This is a genomic window from Mesorhizobium sp. ESP7-2 (genome assembly GCF_020164715.1).
In the GTDB taxonomy this organism is placed as follows: Bacteria; Pseudomonadota; Alphaproteobacteria; order Rhizobiales; family Rhizobiaceae; genus Mesorhizobium.
This window is the reverse complement of record NZ_JAIUGQ010000022.1, coordinates 25,149-41,293: the sequence shown is the minus strand read 5'-3', so window position 1 is coordinate 41,293 and position 16,145 is coordinate 25,149. Positions and strand designations below refer to the sequence as shown.

The following is a 16,145-nucleotide window of genomic DNA, read 5'->3' as shown; positions in this document are numbered from 1 at the left end:
ATTTCGCAATCGCTCCCCTTGAAATTGCAAGGGTTGTTTCCGGTTTGTTCACATTTCGCTGGCATCGCTGTCCGCCGGGGGTAAAGTCACCGGATGGGGGACGCGATTCGCATCATCGGTATCGATCCGGGGCTCAGGCGCACCGGCTGGGGCATCGTCGAGAGCCTCGGCAATTCGTTGCGTTTTGTCGCTTCGGGTACCGTGCGCTCCGAGGACAAGGCGGCGCTGGCGACGCGGCTCTGCCAACTGCATGACGGGCTCGCCGAAGTCCTGCATCAGGCCATGCCGCATGAGGCCGCCGTCGAACAGACCTTCGTCAACAAGGACGCCGTTGCGACGCTGAAGCTCGGCCAGGCACGCGGCATCGCCATGCTGGTCCCGGCGCGGGCGGGCCTCGTCGTCGCCGAATATGCGCCCAATGCGGTGAAGAAGGCGGTGATCGGCGTCGGCCACGGCGACAAGAAGCAGATCCACATGATGGTGAAGGTGCTGCTGCCGAAGGCGATCTTCGACACCGAACACGCCGCCGACGCGCTGGCCATCGCGATCTGCCACGCGCATCACCGGCAGAGTGCTGCCTATCGGCTGGCGGCATTGGCATCATGAGAGGCTGTTGGGGATGATCGGCAAGCTCATGGGTACGCTCGACGAGGTCGACGAGGATTTCTGCCTCGTCGACGTGCACGGCGTAGGCTACGTCGCCTATTGCTCGGTGCGCACGCTCGCCGCGCTGCCTTCGCCCGGCGAGGCGGTGGTGCTGTTCATCGAGACCTATGTGCGCGAGGACATGATCCGGCTCTACGGCTTCCAGTCGCAGCTCGAGCGCGAATGGTTTCGGTTGCTGATGAACAACGTGCCGGGTGTCGGCGCCAAGGTGGCGCTGGCCATCCTGTCGACGCTGGCGCCGGCCGACCTCGCCAATGCCATTGCACTGCGCGACATCGCCATGATTTCCCGCGCCCCTGGCGTCGGCAAGAAGGTGGCCGAGCGCATCGTCACCGAATTGAAGAACAAGGCGCCGGCCTATGCCGGTGCCGCTTCGGGCACGATCGGCCTGAAGCAGGAACTCGGTGAAGGCGTGGCGCCGGCGCCGATCACCGACGCTGTCTCGGCCCTGGTCAATCTCGGCTATTCGCGCGACACCGCCGCCAATGCGGTATCGGCAGCGCTGAAGACGGCGGGTGAGGACGCAGATGCCTCGAAACTGATCCGCTTCGGGTTGAAGGAACTGGCACGGTGATTGCTTGAAAACAAAATTCCAACTACAATATGCTTTGTAAGTAATTTCTCAGAAAGTAAGACAATGGGTGCTTACGCAAGCCTGACATCGAAAGGCCAGCTTACCATCCCGAAGGACGTCAGGGATGCGCTGTCGCTCAAGGCGGGTGACATGATCGCCTGGACGGTAGTGGATGGCTACTTGATCGGAACGCCACGCAATCTCGACTTTGCCGACCTAGCCGGATTCCTGGGAGATCCGCCCGGCGGCCCGGCTTCGCTCGAGGAAATCGATGCAGCGGTTCGGGATGCGGTTGGACGGCATGTTGTCGGGGACGCGCCGAAGGGCGGGCATGAGGGCGACGCGTGACGTCGATAGGCATCGATACGAACGTTCTGCTTCGAATGGTGCTGAACGATGATGCCGAGCAAAGGGCAAGAGCCTTGGCTTTCGGCAAAGGCCTTAGTGAGGATGCCCCAGGCTTTGTCAGCCTGATCGTCCTGGTCGAGTTCAGTTGGTCGCTGATTTCTCGCTACAGGATGCCCAGGGAACAAGTCCTGGCGGCAATCCAAAGACTGTTGAAAATCAGAACGCTGGTTTTCGAGGATTTCGATGCCATCGTGATCGCGCTCGAAAGGTCCAACATGCCGCAGGTTGACTTTGCCGATGCGCTCATCGCCGAACACAACCGAAATGCGGGCTGTTCCCACACAGTCACTTTCGATCTGCGGGCTGCAAGGTCCATTGCAAGCATGGAATTGCTGGCATGAGCCTTTCCCCCCGTCTCATTGCACCGGAAAAGCGCGGCGAGGATGCCGAGCAGACCTTGCGGCCGCAGACGCTCGACGATTTTGTCGGCCAGGCGGCGGTGCGGGCCAATCTCAAAGTGTTCATCGAGGCCGCCAAGGGCCGCAAGGAGGCGCTCGACCATGTGCTGTTCGTCGGGCCGCCGGGGCTGGGCAAGACGACGCTGGCGCAGATCATGGCGCGTGAGCTCGGCGTCAATTTCCGCTCCACCTCCGGGCCGGTCATCGCCAAGGCAGGCGATCTCGCGGCGCTGCTGACCAATCTCGAAGAAGGCGATGTGCTGTTCATCGACGAGATCCACAGGCTCAACCCGGCAGTGGAGGAAATCCTCTACCCGGCGATGGAGGATTTCCAGCTCGACCTGATCATCGGCGAGGGACCGGCGGCGCGCTCGGTCAAGATCGACCTTGCCCGGTTCACCCTGGTGGCAGCCACCACGCGGCTCGGCCTGCTCACCAATCCGTTGCGTGACCGCTTCGGCATTCCAGTGCGGCTCAACTTCTACACGGTCGAGGAGTTGGAGCAGATCGTGCGGCGCGGCGCGCGCATCCTGCAGATGCCGCTCGGCAACGACGGCGCGCTCGAGATCGCGCGGCGCGCGCGCGGCACGCCGCGCATTGCCGGACGGCTGTTGCGGCGCGTGCGCGATTTCGCCTCGGTCGCCGGTGACGCCCATGTCGACCGCCTGATCGCCGACGAGGCCTTGACCCGGCTCGAAGTCGACGCACTCGGGCTCGACGCGCTCGACCGCCGCTATCTCGGCATGATCGCGCGCAATTTCGGCGGCGGGCCGGTCGGCATCGAGACCATCGCGGCGGGCCTGTCCGAGCCGCGCGACGCCATCGAGGACATTATCGAACCCTATCTGATCCAGCAGGGCTTCATCCAGCGCACGCCGCGCGGCCGCATGCTGACCGCCAACGCCTGGCGCCATCTCGGCCTCGACGCGCCGAAGGATCTGGCGCAGCAGCAGATCAATCTGTTCCAGGAAGAGTAGCCGCCGAAGCGGCTTTTCACGCCGCCGATCAAGCATCAGTGAACGGGCCTGCGCAAATTCTCCTCATCTTCGCCGGCTTGCCGGCGTATTGCTGGATTGTATCGGCTCGCTGCCTCATGAATGTCATCCTCCCAAATCCAGATCGTTTTTGGGCGACAGGCATCAGCGCATGCCGAAATGAGGTGTCGGAGCCACTTTGATGATAACCAGACGCGGGTTCCTGCGCTTCATCGGCGGATCGTTCCTGTCGGTCGCCTCGTTCAGTGCGTACGCCATCGGCATCGAGCCGATGCTGCTGACGCATGTGAAGCGCTATGCGCTCACGCCACCGCATTGGCCCGCCGGGTTGAAGCTTCGCGTCGTCGCCCTTGCCGATATCCACGCCTGCCGGCCGTGGATGACGCCGCAGCGGATCGCTTCGCTCGCCGAAGAGGCGAATGCACTGCAGCCGGACCTGATCGTGCTGCTCGGCGACTACATAGCCGGCATGCGCCTGGTGTCGCAAAGGGTGACGCCGCCGGAATGGGCTGGCGCCCTGTCGGGCCTCAAGGCACCGCTCGGCGTGCTGTCGATCCTCGGCAATCACGACTGGTGGGCCGACGGCTTCGCGCAGCGTGCCGAAGTCGGCCCGACGATCGCGCGCAAGGCTCTGGAGAAAGTCGGTATCCCGGTTCTGGAGAACGACGCCGTGCGTCTGGAAAAGGACGGACATGGGGTATGGATCGCCGGCCTCGCCGACCAGTTGGCGCTGTTGCCGAAAAAGAAGCACGAGCCCGCCAGGGGATTGGACGATCTCGACGGCACGCTGGCCAAGATCAGCGACGCCGCGCCAGTCATCCTGCTGGCGCACGAACCGGATATTTTTCCAAATGTGCCGTGGCGTGTGTCGCTGACGCTATCGGGACACACCCATGGCGGGCAGGTGCGGCTGTTCGGCTATTCGCCCATCGTGCCGTCGCAGTTCGGCAATCGCTACGCCTATGGCCATGTCATCGAGGACGATCGTAACCTGATCGTCTCGGGCGGGCTCGGCTTCAGCAATTTGCCCATCCGTTTCGGCATGCGTCCGGAGATCCTGCAGATCGACCTCGGCTGACCGGCACTTCAGGGCAGACGTCGGATTGCGTCCATCACATCAGGCTCGGCCTTGTCGCCATTGAACGCATCGACCACGCCGAAAGCGCCGCCATAGCTCCACAGCGACCATGAGAAGCCGTGCGCTTCGGACCGCGCGATCATGTCCCTGACATAGGCGGCACGGTACCGCGCCGGCATCACATGGGCATTGCCATATTCCTGGCGGATCATGCCGAACTCGCCCAGCGTGATGTCTTCCGGCTTGATGCCGTTGACCTTCGCCCAGGCTTCGACGGCCTTGAACGGCGCATCCATCAGGCCAAGCAGCTTGTCGGCACTGTCCATGCTGGCGACCTGCTCGTCGAGATAGGCGAGCAGGCCGCTCTGCCGCGCCCAGGGCGCCTCTGCCTTGATACGGGCGCGGATGGTGTCAAGCGTCACATCGAGCTGCGCCTTCGGCACCGCGGTCAGCGGATAGGGCAGGCCGGTCACATAAGGGATAAAGTCGCCGGCCCAGGTCGCGCCCTGGTGGGTCAGCAGGAACGGGTCGTAGGAGTGGAAGGTCCAGATGACGTTGTCGTCAGGGATCGCCCTCGGATCGATCTTCTCAAGAGACGAGGCGGCGGAATAGCAGGCTCCGGTCAGGACCAGCGTCAGTTTCGTCGCCGAGGCACGCGCCGCCGCGAACAGCTTGCGCTGGCGGTCGGGCCACAGGTTGGTGCCGTCGCTGTCGCAATCGACGATCGGCTCGTTCATCGGTTCGAGAGCGACCTTTTCGGGATCTTCGCCAGCCAGCGTGCGGGCCATGCCGCGAACCATCTCGACATAGCGCCCGAAGGTCGCGGGATCGTCCATCACCTCGCCCATGCCGATCGTGCGGCTGCCGCCGGCCGGCATCAGGTGCATGTCGACGATCACCTTCAGCCCGGCGTGGTTGATCATGCGTGCCGAGTCCAGCACGCTGGCATAGAGCTGGTCACGAAGGCCTGTTGTCTTGTTCGAGAGAAAAGGCGACGGATCGACGGGCATGCGCAGGAAATCGAAGCCGGCATCCTTCAACGCCTCGAGGTCGGCCTCCTCGAGGAACTTGCGCCATTCCGGGAAGGGCAGGATGGCATTGGCATCACCCCACTGATCCTCGCCGGGCCAGGTGACCCACTGGTCGAGATTGAGACCGCGCTTCATCGAGAAGGTCGCCGCCTCACACGAAAGTGTCGAAGCCGCCAGCGCCAGCACGAGTGCCATCAAGGTCTTGATCATCGCCGTCAACAGTGCCATCGGGTTCATGCGCCAAAAAATACCTGCCGCGTCGGCATCCAAAAGGGAAGCGCAATGGGCGATCATGGTGAATCGGCGGCATTGCTGGCCGGGCTTTCCGGTGCGCTGACCGAGTTCGGCCACCGGCTGATGGCGCGGGTCTATTATGCCGATACCGATTTCTCAGGCGTCGTCTATCACGCGCGCTATCTCGAATTCCTGGAGCGCGGCCGCTCCGACTATCTCAGGCTCACCGGCGTGCATCACACCGAGCTCGCCGACGGCAAGCATGGCGAGAAGATCGTATGGGTGGTGCGCCGCATGGAGATCGACTTCCGCATTCCCGCCCGCATCGACGACATACTGACCGTCGACACCCGCACGGAGACCATCTCAGGCGCGCGCATCTTCATGGCGCAGCAGCTCAAGCGCGGCGACGAGGTGCTGGTCGAGGCCAGGGTCGAGGCGGCGATCATCGGCGAGAACGGCCGGCCGAGACGCTTCCCCAGGGAATGGGTCGCGGCCTTCATGCCTAGGGCACGTTGAGATTCAAGTGATGCCGGCCTGCGATGCCCGGGCGCGGCAATGCGCCGCGCCTAATGGACTAACCCATCCTTAACCATAACGGTTCATGAAGAGATTGGTGAAGATTGGCGTTATCCAGCGCCTTCCTTTCACCAATATTTGCCCCGAAAAGGCCGCTAACGGCACGGTTTGGGGTGTCCGGTAGCTTCGTGCGAACCGACCACAAGGGATGCCATGGGCCAGCCGCCAGCTTCGCCCGGAAAATCTTAAGGACGTAACGATGGAAAATATCGCACTCGCCGAACCGGGCGCGCAATTGTCGATTTGGGCCCTGTTCATGCAGGCCAGCTGGGTGGTCAAGCTGGTCATGATCGGGCTGCTCTGCGCCTCGGTGTGGACCTGGGCGATCATCGTCGACAAGCTGGTCGCCTATGGCCGCATGCGGCTGGCTCTGAACCGCTTCGAGCAGGTTTTCTGGTCCGGGCAGTCGCTGGAGGAGCTCTACCGCACGCTCGCCGACCGCAAGACGACAGGCATGGGCGCCATTTTCGTCGCCGCCATGCGCGAATGGAAGAAGAGTTTCGAGAAAGGCGCCAAGTCGCCACTCGGCCTGCAGACCCGCATCGACAAGGCCATGGACCTGGCGCTGACCCGCGAGATGGAAAAGCTGGAGGGGCGTCTCGGCTTTCTCGCCACGACCGGTTCGGCGGCGCCGTTCATCGGCCTGTTCGGCACCGTCATCGGCATCATGACGTCGTTCCAGGCCATCGCCGGCTCCAAGAACACCAGCCTCGCGGTGGTCGCGCCCGGCATCGCCGAAGCGCTGCTGGCGACGGCCATCGGCCTGCTTGCCGCCATTCCGGCGGTCATCGCCTATAACAAGCTGTCATCGGATGCGAGCAAGATCGCGGTGCGCATGGAGGGGTTCTCCGACGAGTTCTCCGCCATACTCTCGCGCCAAATCGATGAAAAAGTCGCGCCGAAGGCCTGAGGAGTAACGAGATGGGCATGTCCGTAGGCATGGGAGGGCGCGGCGGGCGCGGCCATCGGCGGCGCGGCCGTCACCATGCGTTGATGTCGGAGATCAACGTCACGCCGATGGTCGACGTGATGCTCGTGCTTTTGATCATCTTCATGGTCGCCGCACCGATGCTGACGGTCGGCGTGCCGATCGACCTGCCGGACACGCAGGCCAAGGCGATGAATGCCGACACCCAGCCGATCACCGTTTCGATCGACGCGACCGGCAAGATATTCCTGCAGGAAACCGAGATTCCGATCGAGGAGCTGGTGGCCAAGCTGCAGGCGATCTCGAAGACCGGTTATGAAGAGCGCATCTTCATTCGTGGCGACAAGTCGACCGACTACGGCACGGCCATGAAGGTCATGGCTCGCATCTCGGCCGCTGGCTACAAGAACATCGGCCTGGTTTCACTGCAGGAACAGGATCAATAGACGCACGATGAGGACCGGCCTCACCACATCGGTGATCTTGCATGCGGCGGTGCTGGCCTTCGGCCTGTTCACACTGTCGGCGCCGGCCGCGCTTCCGTCCGCCGACGTCGAGTCGGTCGCGGTCGACATCGTGCCGATGGAGGCCATCGCGCAGACCTTGCAGGGCGACAAGAAGGCCGTGATGCATGAAAAGCCGGCGCCGTTGCCGACGCAGCGTCCCGACATCGTGCCAAATACGCAGAAGGTGGGCGAAAACAGCGTCGACACCGACAAGCCGATAACGCCGGAAGCCAAGCCGAAACCCGTTGACACGACCTCGGCCCCGGCGCCAGCGCCGACCCCGAAGGAAATCCCGAAGACCGAGGACGTGCCGAAGCCGCAGGAAAAGCCCAAGCCCATTCCGGCGACGGAAGTGGCGCCAGCGCCGACGCCCAAGCAAGAGGTCAAGCCCGAGCCGGTCAAGCAGACGGAGCCCAAGCCGACGCCGGCCAAGCCGGCGCCGACCCCGCCGCCGCAGGACAAGACCGCCGCTATCGATCCGACCCCCGAGGTCAAGCCGGATGCCGTCGCCGAGGCCATAGCCAAGGAACCGCCGCCCGAAGAGACCCAATTGCCGAGTTCCGCGCCGGCCCCGGAAGCCCGGCCAAAGCCGCAACAGGCACAGGCCGAAAGCGCCAAGGCGCCTGACCGCAAGAATGCCGACAAGCCGGTCAAGGAAGCCTCGTCCAAGCCGAAGTCCGACGACAAGCAATTCAACGCCAACGAAATTTCGGCCCTGCTCGACAAGCAGAAGCCGTCAGGCGGCGGCGCCAAGCGCTCGACCCAGCAGGCGTCGCTCGGCGGCGACAAGGATCAGGGCCAGAAGCTGTCGAAGTCGGAGCAGGGCGCCTTGGAAAGCCAGCTCGGCGGTTGCTGGACCTTGCCGGCCGGGCTTGAAGGCTCGGAGAATTTCGTCGTCGTCGTTCGTTTCAATCTGAACAACTCCGGCAAGCTCGACGGCCGTCCGTCCGTTGAAACATCGAGCGGCAACAGGCAGTTCGATGAGAGTGCGGTGCGCGCGGTTCAGAAATGCGACATGGCCGGCTTGCAGGTTCCCGCCGGCAAGCAGGACATCTGGAACGACATCCGGGTCACATTCGATCCAAGGGAGATGCTCGGCCTGTAGGCCCTGACATCCGAAAATCAGTATGAGAAGCGAGAAGACATGAAATCAATCCTCAAGCCGCTCCTGATGATTGCCGCGATGGCGATGGGCATGACCGCTGCCGGAACGCTGCCGGCGCTGGCGCTCGTCGAGCTCAACGTCAACAAGGGCAATGTCGAGCCGCTGCCGATTGCCATCACGGATTTCCAGGGCGGCGATGCGCTAGGCGCGCAGATTTCCCAGATCGTCACCGCGGATCTCAAGCGCTCCGGCCTGTTCGCGCCGATTGACAAGAGCGCCTTCATCGAGAAGATCGCCAATCCGGACGCAACCCCCCGCTTCGACGACTGGAAGGTGATCAACGCGCAGGCGCTGGTCACCGGCAGCGTCAGCAAGGAAGCAGATGGGCGCATCCGCGCCCAGTACCGGCTGTGGGACACTTTTGCCGGCCAGCAGATGGCCGGCGAGCAGTTCTTCGCCAACGACGCCAATCAGCGCCGCGTCGCCCACATCATCGCCGATGCCATCTATGAGCGGCTGACCGGCGAGAAGGGCTATTTCGACACGCGCGTCGTCTTCATCGACGAATCGGGCGCCAAGAACGCGCGCAAGAAGCGCCTCGCCATCATGGACCAGGACGGCGCCAACATCCGCTATCTCTCGGATGGGCGGTCGATCGTGCTGACGCCGCGCTTCTCGCCGAACCGGCAGGAAATCACCTACATGTCCTATGAAAGCGGCCAGCCGCGGGTCTATCTCCTGCAGATCGAGACCGGGCAGCGCGAACTGGTCGGCAATTTTCCCGGCATGACCTTTGCGCCGCGCTTCTCGCCAGACGGCCAGAAGGTGATCATGAGTCTGCTGCGCGACGACGGCAATTCCAACATCTTCGCCATGGACCTGCGCAGCCGTTCGACGACGCGGCTGACCAACTCGACGGCCATCGACACCTCGCCCTCCTATTCGCCCGACGGCAGCAAGGTGGTGTTCACCTCCGACCGTGGCGGCCGCGCGCAGATCTACGTCATGGGCGCCGACGGCTCGGGCCAGACCCGCATTTCCTTCGGCGACGGCGTCTATTCGACGCCGGTGTGGTCGCCGCGCGGCGACCTCATCGCCTTCACCAAGCAGACCGGCGGCGAATTCCAGATCGGCGTCATGAAGACCGACGGCTCGGGCGAACGCATCCTGTCCTCCGGCTTCCAGCAGGAAGGCCCGACCTGGGCGCCGAACGGCCGCGTGCTGATGTTCTTCCGCGACTCCAATGGCGGCCCGAAGCTGGTTTCCGTCGATCTCACCGGCCGCAATGAACAGCCTATCCCGACCGCGAATTTTGCTTCGGATCCGGCCTGGTCGCCGTTGCTGGAATAGGTTCGACCGAATTGCCACACAAGCTGAAAAGGGGCCGTTTTCGGCCCCTTTTCCATGCCTTCGTCGCGTTTTGGCCGCATTTCCGCCTAGGGTCCGCGCCAACTGTGGCTTATGACGAAACGGCTGCGGACGGGCGGCCTAAACCAAATTTTAACCATGTTTCTTGAATGCCGGTTAACCCAAACGTGGTTACTGGGTGATCAACGAAATCACTCGAATACGAAGGAGAGGCGGCATGGGCCGTATCGCAGCACTTACCAGAAACCCGGTCATGATCGCGCTGGTGGCGATGCTCGCCGTCGCCGGTTGCGCTTCGAAGAAGACGCCGAACAACGCGGCCGATCTTGGTCTCAACGGCGCCGGTGCTGCGACACCCGGCTCGGCGCAGGACTTCACCGTCAACATCGGCGACCGCATCTTCTTCGATACGGACTCGACCTCGATCCGGGCCGACGCGCAGACGACGCTTTCGCGTCAGGCGCAGTGGCTGAACCAGTACAAGCAGTATGCCATCGTCGTCGAAGGCCATGCCGACGAACGCGGCACGCGCGAATACAATCTGGCGCTCGGTGCCCGCCGCGCGGCCGCCACCCGCGACTTCCTGGTCTCCAAGGGCGTTTCGGCCAGCCGCCTCAAGACGATTTCCTACGGCAAGGAACGTCCGGTCGCCGTATGCGACGACATCTCCTGCTGGTCGCAGAACCGCCGCGCCGTCACTACGCTCAGCGGCGCTGGTTCCTGATCGGCAAAAATACAACACACTTCTGCGAAAGGCGGCCTCCGGGCCGCCTTTTTCACATCCTGACGCCCGAAACAAAATTTGGCCGAAGTCTCGCGCCCTGCTATGAGCCGAGGGCGCTTGGCTGGTCTCACATCGATTGGGAAGGCGCGAACAAGCTAATGATTGGACGGCGAGAGGCACATGCATTTGAGATCGGTTCTGAGCGGCACGCTTGCGCTGCTGCTCCTATCAGGCGTAACCGCTTTGGCGAGCGGTTCCGGGCAATCAACCGAGAGCGGCTTTTCCTTCCATCTGCCGACACTTGAGTTGCCCAGCCTTTTCGGTGAGAAGAAAAAGCAGGATCAGGTCCAGCTCGCGCAGTCGAGCGGCGCCGGCGTAACCGGGCTCGAGGACCAATTGCGGCAGCTGACCGGCAAGGTCGAGGAACTCAATTTCCAGATCCTGCAGATGCAGGAGCAGATCCGCAAACAGCAGGAAGACAACGAGTTCCGCTTCCAGCAGCTGGAAGGCGGCTCGCAAGGTGGACAACCGGCGCAGAAGAAATCAGATGCCACCACCGGAACCAACACCAACGTGGCCTCGGCCCCGGCAACCCAGGCGCCGGCTGATGCCGGCGCCGCGCCCGGCAGCGATCAATCCACGGGCGGCAAGACGGTCGAGGACGTCATCGTCGAATCACCCGATGGCGACCCTGGCAAGGTGATCCCCGGCAAGGGAGCGCCCGAAAAGACCTTTGGTTCCATTACCGTCGACAAGAATGGCAATGTGATCGATGCCGGCGGCAACACGCAGGCAACCGCGCCGGCACAGGACACGGCACCAGCCACCGGCGCACCTGCCAAGGCCGGCAAGTCCGGCGGCACGGTGGTCGCGGCGCTGCCAGCCACCAACAATCCCGAAGAGCTCTATCGCAACTCCTACCAGTTCATCCTGTCGGGCGACTATGGCACCGCCGAACAGGGTTTCCGCGACCATATCTCCCGCTTCCCCAAGGACGCCAAGACGGCGGACGCGCATTACTGGCTGGGGGAATCGCTGCTTGGCCAGCAGAAATACCGCGACGCGGCGGAAGTCTTCCTCGCCGCCAGCAAGGACTATCCCAAGGCCAAGAAGGCACCCGACATGCTGTTGAAGCTCGGCGTGTCGCTGGTCGGCCTCAAGCAGCATGACGTCGCCTGCGCCACCTTCAGCGAGGTCGGCAAGCGCTATCCCGATATTTCCAACACACTCAAGGAACGCGTCAAGCAGGAGAAGGCCTTGGCTGCGTGCTGATTTTTCCTTGGGATGTCGCAGTCCCAAACCCGGGACCACATTTTGGCGACATGCATTGATGCTCGACACCGAGCCTGATCTTTCGACGAGACTTTTTTCGCATATCGATTTTTCCAACGGCGCTGTTGCGGCCGTATCGGGCGGCAGCGACTCGACCGCGCTCCTTCTCCTTCTCAAACAGCATCTCGATAAAACCGCACCGTCCGCCAGACTGTTGGCCGTGACGGTCGACCACGGCTTGCGGCAGGGTTCGGCTGATGAGGCGCGGGCCGTGGCGAAGCTTTGCGCGGAACGCGGCATCGCCCACCGCGTCCTGGCCTGGTCCGGAGAAAAACCGTCGACGGGCCTGCCGGCGGCAGCGCGAGAGGCGCGCTACCGGCTGCTGGCCAGCGCCGCCCGGGCGGAGGGCATCGGCCTGATCGTGACCGGACATACATCCGACGACCAGGCCGAGACGGTGCTGATGCGGCGCGATCGCGGTGATGCAGCCCGCGACGCGGGACGGGGTCTTGCCGGCATGGCTCCCGCCACCTTGCATGAGTGGCGCGACTGGATCGTGCGACCGCTTCTTGGCATCCGGCGTTCTGCGCTCCGCGATTTCCTGCGGCGCCAACAGGTCGGCTGGGCCGAGGACCCGACCAATGCCGATGAAGCCTTCGAGCGGCCGCGCATACGCGCAACGCTTGCGGGGGAGGCCGGCGCACAGCGCATGACCGACGCGCTGGCTTTGGCAGCGCAGGAGGCCGACGCCCGCACCCGGCTTGGCGCCGAAGCCGCCTGTCTGATCGAGCGCTTTGCCAGCCAGCCGGCATCGGGCCTCATCAGGCTCGACCCGGCCCTGCTCAGCGCCGGCGACGACCGGGCGGCCGTCTACGCGCTGCGCATTCTGCTCGCGACGTCGGGCGGGATTGCCTTCCTGCCGGACCAGGCTCGCAGCGAGGCGCTGTTCGCCCGGCTGAAGGCCGGATTTCTTTGCGCCACATTGTCGCGGACGGTGGTCGACTTCAGGCGCGCGGGCATCTTCCTGCGCCGGGAGATGCGGGGCTTGCCGGCGGCAGCGGCAGTGGTCGACGCCGCCATCTGGGACGGGCGCCGCCAAATCACATTGAACGACGCCAACGGCGCATTGTTGATCGCCCCATTCGGGACAGTGGCGGCGAAGCGGCTGGCTGTCGACCGGGGCGAGACGCCGCCAAGCCTGATGCGCGCGGCATTGTCGGCTGAACCAGCCCTGCTGCAAGCCGTCGAGAAGGCTGGTCCGGCGCCTGATCGGCCCGCATCGCAAGGGTTCGCGGCCTCGCCGGTCGTTGCTCCCTTTGCCCGCTTCCTGCCGTCCTTCGATCTGGCCCCGGCGCGCGCCGTCGCCGGGTTGATCGGAGCGGCGCCACTTCCCGCCTTGCCATTGCGTGGCCACAGTGCCGGTTGATGCTGCGTGAAAGCTTAACCCATACATGCTGTTCTGCTTGGCAAGGGGGGACGCTCTCCCTATGTTAGGCCCAAGTTTCCTCTCATGATGCCGTCCGCTCGCGGACGCCAACGGGACAATTGATGAATCCGAACTATCGCAACCTCGCGCTCTGGGCGATCATAGCGGTCCTGCTCATCGCCCTATTCAATCTGTTCCAGACGCCGCAGACGCGCGGGGCTTCGAGCGATGTGCCTTATTCGCAGTTCCTGCAGGATGTCGCGGCCGGCCGGGTCAAGACGGTGACCATCGCGGGCGCCCGCATCACCGGCACCTACACCGACAATTCCAGCGGCTTCCAGACCTATTCACCCGGCGATCCCCAGCTGGTCTCGCGTCTGGAGGACAAGAACGTCACCATCAATGCACGGCCCGAGACCGACGGCTCCAATTCGCTGTTCGGCTACCTGATCTCGTGGCTGCCGATGATCCTCATCCTTGGTGTCTGGATATTCTTCATGCGCCAGATGCAGTCCGGCTCCGGGCGCGCCATGGGCTTCGGCAAGTCGAAGGCCAAGCTCCTGACCGAGGCGCATGGCCGCGTCACCTTCCAGGACGTCGCCGGCGTCGACGAGGCCAAGGAAGATCTCGAAGAGATCGTCGAGTTCCTGCGCGATCCGCAGAAGTTCCAGCGCCTCGGCGGCAAGATTCCGCGCGGCGTGCTGCTGGTCGGCCCTCCCGGCACCGGTAAGACGCTGCTTGCCCGCTCGGTCGCCGGCGAAGCCAACGTGCCGTTCTTCACCATTTCGGGCTCGGATTTCGTCGAGATGTTCGTCGGCGTCGGCGCCAGCCGCGTCCGCGACATGTTCGACCAGGCCAAGAAGAATGCGCCCTGTATCATCTTCATCGACGAAATCGACGCCGTTGGCCGCCACCGCGGTGCGGGCCTCGGCGGTGGCAATGACGAGCGCGAGCAGACGCTGAACCAGCTGCTGGTCGAGATGGACGGCTTCGAGTCAAACGAAAGCATCATCCTGATCGCCGCCACCAACCGACCCGACGTGCTCGATCCGGCATTGCTGCGTCCAGGCCGTTTCGACCGCCAGGTGGTGGTGCCGAACCCCGACATCGTCGGCCGCGAGAAGATCCTCAAGGTGCATGTGCGCAACGTGCCGCTGGCGCCCAATGTCGACCTCAAGGTCGTCGCTCGTGGTACCCCCGGCTTCTCCGGCGCCGACCTGATGAACCTGGTCAACGAATCCGCGCTGATGGCGGCGCGGCGCAACAAGCGCCTCGTCACCATGGCCGAGTTCGAGGACGCCAAGGACAAGATCATGATGGGCGCCGAGCGCCGTTCGTCGGCCATGACCCAGGCCGAGAAGGAGCTGACCGCCTATCACGAGGCCGGCCATGCCATCCTGGCGCTGAACGTGCCGTCGGCCGATCCGCTGCACAAGGCAACCATCATCCCGCGCGGCCGCGCGCTCGGCATGGTCATGCAGTTGCCGGAGGGCGACCGCTACTCCATGAGCTACAAATACATGATCTCGCGCCTCGCCATCATGATGGGCGGCCGCGTCGCCGAGGAGTTCAAGTTCGGCAAGGAGAACATCACATCGGGCGCTTCCTCCGACATCGAGCAGGCGACCAAGCTGGCGCGCGCCATGGTCACGCGCTGGGGCTTCTCCGACAAGCTCGGCCATGTTGCCTATGGCGACAACCAGGAGGAAGTGTTCCTCGGCCATTCGGTGGCGCGCACGCAGAACATCTCTGAAGAGACCGCGCAGATCATCGACGGCGAAGTGCGCCGCCTGATCGACGAGGCCTATTCGACGGCGAAGTCGGTGCTGACCAAGAAGAAGAAGGAATGGATCGCGCTGGCGCAAGGCCTGCTCGAATACGAGACGCTGTCGGGTGACGAGATCAAGCAACTGATCGCGGGTGAGAAGCCTGCGCGCGACCTTGGTGACGACACTCCCCCGAGCCGTGGCTCGGCCGTGCCGAAGTCCGGCGGCCGCCGCAAGAAAGGTCCCGAGCCCGAAGGCGGCATGGAGCCGCAGCCGCAAGGCTAGACCAGAGCGGTTCACCGTTTCACGGAACGCAGATGCGCTCTATTCTTTTGTTTGACACCATTCCCCCTGTCGTTGCCCCAAAACTGAACCAGTTTTGGGCGACATCGCCTCAGGGGCGCGCCGGACGTACGTTGGAGCGTCATCCTCGGGCGTGTCCCGAGGACCTGCAAACGCAACCGAGTTGGCGGTTTCCAACTCATACCCGGCGCCCTGATGTCGCCCGACAGCAGATCCTCGGGACAAGCCCGAGGATCACGGCTCAACGTCTGCGTGAAAAACTGTGAACCGCTTTGTCCGCCGTATTCGATTTTTATGATTCAGCTTTCAGCCGCGCATTGCACAGGCTGTAATAACCGCCGCCCTTCTGGATCCAGCGAAGGCCGTTCAACGTACCCGCCTCCTTGTTGTCATGGTAACCCTGCAGGCAGGTCTTCATCCGCGCCTTCGCGGGCTTTTCGGTCTTGAACTCGGCGGCGAGGGTGGTCGGGAATGTCACGCCCGCCGGCGCTACAGTGGGGGCGACCGCCGCGCTGGTTTCCTTTTTCGGCTGCAGCGCGGTTTTGACCGTATCCGCGCTGACACTCTCCGCGGTGGACGTCGCGCATTTCTCTTTGCGGAAAGCGGCCCAGTCCATGCCGTTCAGAGTGCCGCCTTCCTTGGCTGTCCGATAATTCTCGCCGCATTCCTTCATCGTCAGTGCGCTTGCAGGGGCGACGCTCCAAGCAACCAATGCCGCCACAGCCAATACCGCCGATTTCAAACTGAGCATGAGATCCCTCCTGGTTGATAAACAAGTTATGTG

17 protein-coding genes are annotated in these 16,145 nt (G+C 63.5%); 15 read left to right on the top strand and 2 right to left on the bottom strand.

Annotation, left to right across the window (positions count from 1 at the left end; genetic code table 11):
• Positions 1–93: 93 nt before the first annotated feature.
• The 6 genes from ruvC to LB543_RS20385 all read left to right on the top strand — a co-directional run bounded on the left by ruvC (position 94) and on the right by LB543_RS20385 (position 4,119).
• Positions 94–606: a crossover junction endodeoxyribonuclease RuvC gene (gene ruvC, locus LB543_RS20410; RefSeq protein WP_140754762.1), complete on the top strand. Its 513-nt coding sequence runs from the start codon at positions 94–96 to the stop codon at positions 604–606.
• A gap of 13 nt (positions 607–619) precedes the next feature.
• Positions 620–1,240: a Holliday junction branch migration protein RuvA gene (gene ruvA, locus LB543_RS20405; RefSeq protein ID WP_224615344.1), complete on the top strand. Its 621-nt coding sequence runs from the start codon at positions 620–622 to the stop codon at positions 1,238–1,240.
• A gap of 63 nt (positions 1,241–1,303) precedes the next feature.
• The gene (locus LB543_RS20400) at positions 1,304–1,588 is read left to right on the top strand and encodes an AbrB/MazE/SpoVT family DNA-binding domain-containing protein (RefSeq protein ID WP_224615343.1); all 285 of its coding nucleotides are present in this window, start codon (positions 1,304–1,306) and stop codon (positions 1,586–1,588) included.
• The gene (locus tag LB543_RS20395; RefSeq protein WP_224615342.1) at positions 1,585–1,989 is read left to right on the top strand and encodes a PIN domain-containing protein; all 405 of its coding nucleotides are present in this window, start codon (positions 1,585–1,587) and stop codon (positions 1,987–1,989) included. Before LB543_RS20400 ends, LB543_RS20395 begins: the two co-directional genes overlap by 4 nt.
• Positions 1,986–3,023: a Holliday junction branch migration DNA helicase RuvB gene (ruvB, locus tag LB543_RS20390; RefSeq protein WP_224615341.1), complete on the top strand. Its 1,038-nt coding sequence runs from the start codon at positions 1,986–1,988 to the stop codon at positions 3,021–3,023. Before LB543_RS20395 ends, ruvB begins: the two co-directional genes overlap by 4 nt.
• A gap of 199 nt (positions 3,024–3,222) precedes the next feature.
• Complete coding sequence (locus LB543_RS20385) at positions 3,223–4,119, top strand: metallophosphoesterase (protein ID WP_140754754.1); 897 nt, start codon at positions 3,223–3,225, stop codon at positions 4,117–4,119.
• Between the two features lie 8 nt (positions 4,120–4,127).
• On the opposite strand, the gene LB543_RS20380 is transcribed toward LB543_RS20385, so the two are convergent.
• Entirely contained in the window at positions 4,128–5,378 is a 1,251-nt protein-coding gene (locus tag LB543_RS20380; protein ID WP_224615340.1) for a glycoside hydrolase family 5 protein, read from the bottom strand.
• Between the two features lie 54 nt (positions 5,379–5,432).
• On the opposite strand from LB543_RS20380, the gene ybgC reads away from it, so the two are divergent.
• The 9 genes from ybgC (at position 5,433) to ftsH (ending at position 15,343) form a co-directional block, all read left to right on the top strand.
• Positions 5,433–5,903: a tol-pal system-associated acyl-CoA thioesterase gene (gene ybgC, locus LB543_RS20375; RefSeq protein ID WP_140754750.1), complete on the top strand. Its 471-nt coding sequence runs from the start codon at positions 5,433–5,435 to the stop codon at positions 5,901–5,903.
• A 259-nt stretch (positions 5,904–6,162) separates the two neighbouring features.
• A complete protein-coding gene (gene tolQ, locus LB543_RS20370; RefSeq protein WP_015315267.1) occupies positions 6,163–6,873 on the top strand; it encodes a protein TolQ in 711 nt (236 codons plus the stop codon).
• A gap of 11 nt (positions 6,874–6,884) precedes the next feature.
• Positions 6,885–7,337: a protein TolR gene (tolR, locus tag LB543_RS20365; protein WP_027141797.1), complete on the top strand. Its 453-nt coding sequence runs from the start codon at positions 6,885–6,887 to the stop codon at positions 7,335–7,337.
• A 7-nt stretch (positions 7,338–7,344) separates the two neighbouring features.
• On the top strand, positions 7,345–8,502 hold the full coding sequence (locus LB543_RS20360; RefSeq protein WP_224615339.1) for an energy transducer TonB: 1,158 nt from the start codon (positions 7,345–7,347) through the stop codon (positions 8,500–8,502).
• 39 nt (positions 8,503–8,541) lie between these two features.
• Positions 8,542–9,852 carry a Tol-Pal system beta propeller repeat protein TolB gene (tolB, locus tag LB543_RS20355; RefSeq protein ID WP_140754746.1) on the top strand — a complete coding sequence of 437 codons (1,311 nt, stop codon included), beginning with the start codon at positions 8,542–8,544 and terminating at the stop codon, positions 9,850–9,852.
• A 235-nt stretch (positions 9,853–10,087) separates the two neighbouring features.
• Positions 10,088–10,594 (top strand): peptidoglycan-associated lipoprotein Pal, encoded by a 507-nt coding sequence (gene pal / locus LB543_RS20350; protein ID WP_127279987.1) that lies wholly within the window; start codon positions 10,088–10,090, stop codon positions 10,592–10,594.
• A 180-nt stretch (positions 10,595–10,774) separates the two neighbouring features.
• The gene (gene ybgF, locus LB543_RS20345) at positions 10,775–11,866 is read left to right on the top strand and encodes a tol-pal system protein YbgF (protein ID WP_224615338.1); all 1,092 of its coding nucleotides are present in this window, start codon (positions 10,775–10,777) and stop codon (positions 11,864–11,866) included.
• A gap of 58 nt (positions 11,867–11,924) precedes the next feature.
• A complete protein-coding gene (gene tilS / locus LB543_RS20340; protein ID WP_224615337.1) occupies positions 11,925–13,292 on the top strand; it encodes a tRNA lysidine(34) synthetase TilS in 1,368 nt (455 codons plus the stop codon).
• Positions 13,293–13,414: 122 nt separating this feature from the next.
• Positions 13,415–15,343, top strand: coding sequence for an ATP-dependent zinc metalloprotease FtsH (gene ftsH / locus LB543_RS20335; RefSeq protein ID WP_140754739.1), 1,929 nt, complete (start codon positions 13,415–13,417; stop codon positions 15,341–15,343).
• Between the two features lie 310 nt (positions 15,344–15,653).
• Here the strand turns inward: ftsH and LB543_RS20330 are convergent, their stop codons facing one another.
• Complete coding sequence (locus LB543_RS20330) at positions 15,654–16,112, bottom strand: hypothetical protein (protein WP_224615336.1); 459 nt, start codon at positions 16,110–16,112, stop codon at positions 15,654–15,656.
• Positions 16,113–16,145 lie beyond the last annotated feature (33 nt).

Coding starts and splice junctions, on each gene's coding strand:
- ruvC (WP_140754762.1), top strand. CDS start 94: ATGGGGGACGCGATTCGCATCATCGGTATCGATCCGGGGCTCAGGCGC.
- ruvA (WP_224615344.1), top strand. CDS start 620: ATGATCGGCAAGCTCATGGGTACGCTCGACGAGGTCGACGAGGATTTC.
- LB543_RS20400 (WP_224615343.1), top strand. CDS start 1,304: ATGGGTGCTTACGCAAGCCTGACATCGAAAGGCCAGCTTACCATCCCG.
- ruvB (WP_224615341.1), top strand. CDS start 1,986: ATGAGCCTTTCCCCCCGTCTCATTGCACCGGAAAAGCGCGGCGAGGAT.
- LB543_RS20385 (WP_140754754.1), top strand. CDS start 3,223: ATGATAACCAGACGCGGGTTCCTGCGCTTCATCGGCGGATCGTTCCTG.
- LB543_RS20380 (WP_224615340.1), bottom strand. CDS start 5,378: ATGGCACTGTTGACGGCGATGATCAAGACCTTGATGGCACTCGTGCTG.
- ybgC (WP_140754750.1), top strand. CDS start 5,433: ATGGGCGATCATGGTGAATCGGCGGCATTGCTGGCCGGGCTTTCCGGT.
- tolQ (WP_015315267.1), top strand. CDS start 6,163: ATGGAAAATATCGCACTCGCCGAACCGGGCGCGCAATTGTCGATTTGG.
- tolR (WP_027141797.1), top strand. CDS start 6,885: ATGGGCATGTCCGTAGGCATGGGAGGGCGCGGCGGGCGCGGCCATCGG.
- LB543_RS20360 (WP_224615339.1), top strand. CDS start 7,345: ATGAGGACCGGCCTCACCACATCGGTGATCTTGCATGCGGCGGTGCTG.
- tolB (WP_140754746.1), top strand. CDS start 8,542: ATGAAATCAATCCTCAAGCCGCTCCTGATGATTGCCGCGATGGCGATG.
- pal (WP_127279987.1), top strand. CDS start 10,088: ATGGGCCGTATCGCAGCACTTACCAGAAACCCGGTCATGATCGCGCTG.
- ybgF (WP_224615338.1), top strand. CDS start 10,775: ATGCATTTGAGATCGGTTCTGAGCGGCACGCTTGCGCTGCTGCTCCTA.
- tilS (WP_224615337.1), top strand. CDS start 11,925: ATGCTCGACACCGAGCCTGATCTTTCGACGAGACTTTTTTCGCATATC.
- ftsH (WP_140754739.1), top strand. CDS start 13,415: ATGAATCCGAACTATCGCAACCTCGCGCTCTGGGCGATCATAGCGGTC.
- LB543_RS20330 (WP_224615336.1), bottom strand. CDS start 16,112: ATGCTCAGTTTGAAATCGGCGGTATTGGCTGTGGCGGCATTGGTTGCT.